Source organism: Pseudaeromonas pectinilytica, from assembly GCF_054780855.1.
On sequence record NZ_BAAGVN010000025.1, the window covers coordinates 1 to 2,729 of the forward strand.

Genomic DNA, 2,729 nt, shown 5'->3' on the forward strand with positions numbered 1-2,729 from the left:
GCAGCCCATATCTGGAAAAGGTACTGGATGCAGGGCTTGCTCAACTGGCCTCAATTTAACAATTCATTCACGCTCTCGCCCTGACATTTACGAGGAAAGCAGAATGAGCTGTGATACCGGAATAAAAGCCAGAAAACCAGTAAAGAAAGAATCAACTATCTCTCAGCAATATGAGCAATCGGAGAAGAAGTCTATGAGTTCAAGCATGGTTCGGCAAGAAATGCCTTCATTTACCCTAGATGCATATGATGCAAAATCAGGGCATTTTATTTCAGTTTCAAGTGATGACTATAAAGGTAAATGGGCTGTGATCTGTTTTTACCCAGCAGATTTTACATTTGTTTGCCCGACAGAAATTGCGGCTATGAATGCTAAGTACGATGAATTTCAAAAGCTTGGAGTTGAAATTTTGGCAATCTCTGTCGACTCGAAATTTTCGCATAAACGATTTGTCGAAACAGAACCGCTGCTGGTTGGGTTGCAATTAACCATTGGAGCCGATACCACCAAGGCAGTGAGCGAAATGTTCGGTGTGTTAGTGGAGGAAGAAGGCGTAGCTCTGCGAGGTCGATTCCTGTTTAATCCAGATGGGATCTGTGTGGCCCAAGAAGTACAAGCAGACTCAGTCGGTCGAAATGTGAATGAATTTTTACGACAGGTTGAGGCATGGCAATATGCAACCAAGACAGGGGAAGTTTGCCCTGCTGGTTGGCGGCCAGGGAAAAAGACTCTGCCGGTAAATACGGATGCTGAGCAAATGACAGGCCGTGTAGGTGATTACATCACCATCGAAGAGATACTGAGTTGATTGTTGATGTTAAAGCTGTAGATTTTACTTTGCGTTCAATATTACTGAGCCACCATCTATAGATAGTGGCTCAGTAATCAATTAGGGAAGGTGCGAACAAGTTCCTGATATCAGATCATCATGTTCATCCGGAGCGCATCCCAGAGGGACATCATGAGTCATCAACTTACCTTCGCCGACAGTGAATTCAGCAGTAAGCGCCGTCAGACCAGAAAAGAGATTTTCTTGTCCCGCATGGAGCAGATTCTGCCATGGCAAAACATGGTGGAAGTCATCGAGCCGTTTTACCCCAAGGCTGGTAGTGGCCGGCGACCTTATCCGCTGGAAACCATGCTACGCATTCACTGCATGCAGCATTGGTACAACCTGAGCGATGGCGCGATGGAAGATGCTCTGTACGAAATCGCCTCCATGCGTCTGTTTGCCCGGTTATCCCTGGATAGCGCCTTGCCGGACCGCACCACCATCATGAATTTCCGCCACCTGCTGGAGCAGCATCAACTGGCCCGCCAATTGTTCAAGACCATCAATCGCTGGCTGGCCGANCCAGCTCGACCAAGAACAAAGAGCAGCAACGCGATCCGCAGATGCATCAGACCAAGAAAGGCAATCAGTGGCACTTTGGCATGAAGGCCCACATTGGTGTCGATGCCAAGAGTGGCCTGACCCACAGCTTGGTGACCACCGCCGCCAACGAGCATGACCTCAATCAGCTGGGTAATCTGCTGCATGGAGAGGAGCAATTTGTCTCAGCCGATGCCGGCTACCAAGGGGCGCCACAGCGCGAGGAGCTGGCCGAGGTGGATGTGGACTGGCTGATCGCCGAGCGCCCCGGCAAGGTAAGAACCTTGAAACAGCATCCACGCAAGAACAAAACGGCCATCAACATCGAATACATGAAAGCCAGCATCCGGGCCAAGGTGGAGCACCCATTTCGCATCATCAAGCGACAGTTCGGCTTCGTGAAAGCCAGATACAAGGGGTTGCTGAAAAACGATAACCAACTGGCGATGTTATTCACGCTGGCCAACCTGTTTCGGGCGGACCAAATGATACGTCAGTGGGAGAGATCTGAGTAAAAACCGGAAATAACGCCAGAAATGTCGAAAAAATAGCCTAAATAGGCTGATTCGATGTGTTTGCGGGAAAAAAATCGGCCCAGATCCGCGAAATTTTAATCAGCGAGTCAGCTTGGGAAGAAATGACCTGCTTATTCGCACCTTCCCTAGACGTTGTGTTTCGCCGAACTGCGTGGGAGCGGACGCGGTTCTATCAGCCACTGGTATTGCAGTGTAGCGAGCCACATCGGGTGCGGTGGGACGCTTAAAATCAGGGCCAGCGGCGCAGCCGGCCAGACCGGCGGTGATCAGACCAGCTACCAGGTAAGTTGCCGCAAGCCGTCTTTCGAGGCTGATGGGGCGCTGGCATGTTTTAGCGTGCTCCATAAAAATGCTCCACGAAAGGTTTACGGAAAGCTTGGTGGCAGCCCAAGCAGCTTTCCTGCACGTGGGCGAATGATTGGATCACCGCCTTGCCGTCGCTGCTCGCAGTAGCCAGCTTCATGGCCAGCGCCGTCTCGTGAGTCTGCGCGTCAAAGTTTCTGAACTTGGTCGCATCAGCGCCGAGGTAAGCAAGGATGCGCATTTTTTCAGTAAGCGGTGGCTCGGGGTGTGCAGCAACTTTTGGGGCGAGCTGAACGACCTGAACCCATTCCTCCTGCGAAATCGCACCGGTAATAGCCTGCATGTTGCGCCCGAGTTCCTGCATGATCTTGCGTAGCGCCAGTGGCTCAACCTGGGTAGCGTCACCAGCCCAAGCTGGCAACTGAAAACCCTATCGAAGCAGGCAGGCCGTAACGGTCAGGGTGATAGTTCCAAATGCGTGGCTGTGTTTGCGGTGGGTCATGAAATTCTCCTGTAAT

2 protein-coding genes and 1 pseudogene are annotated in these 2,729 nt (G+C 51.2%); 2 read left to right on the top strand and 1 reads right to left on the bottom strand.

Annotated features, from left to right (window positions below; translation table 11 throughout):
* A partial coding sequence (locus ACYVG7_RS02030; protein ID WP_460881579.1) for a redoxin domain-containing protein occupies positions 1 to 808 on the top strand: 808 nt, incomplete at its 5' end.
* Between the two features lie 153 nt (positions 809 to 961).
* A pseudogene (locus ACYVG7_RS02035) lies at positions 962 to 1,887 on the top strand (IS5 family transposase).
* 352 nt (positions 1,888 to 2,239) lie between these two features.
* On the opposite strand, the gene ACYVG7_RS02040 reads toward ACYVG7_RS02035, so the two are convergent.
* The gene (locus ACYVG7_RS02040; RefSeq protein ID WP_460881580.1) at positions 2,240 to 2,554 is read right to left on the bottom strand and encodes a cytochrome c; all 315 of its coding nucleotides are present in this window, start codon (positions 2,552 to 2,554) and stop codon (positions 2,240 to 2,242) included.
* Positions 2,555 to 2,729 lie beyond the last annotated feature (175 nt).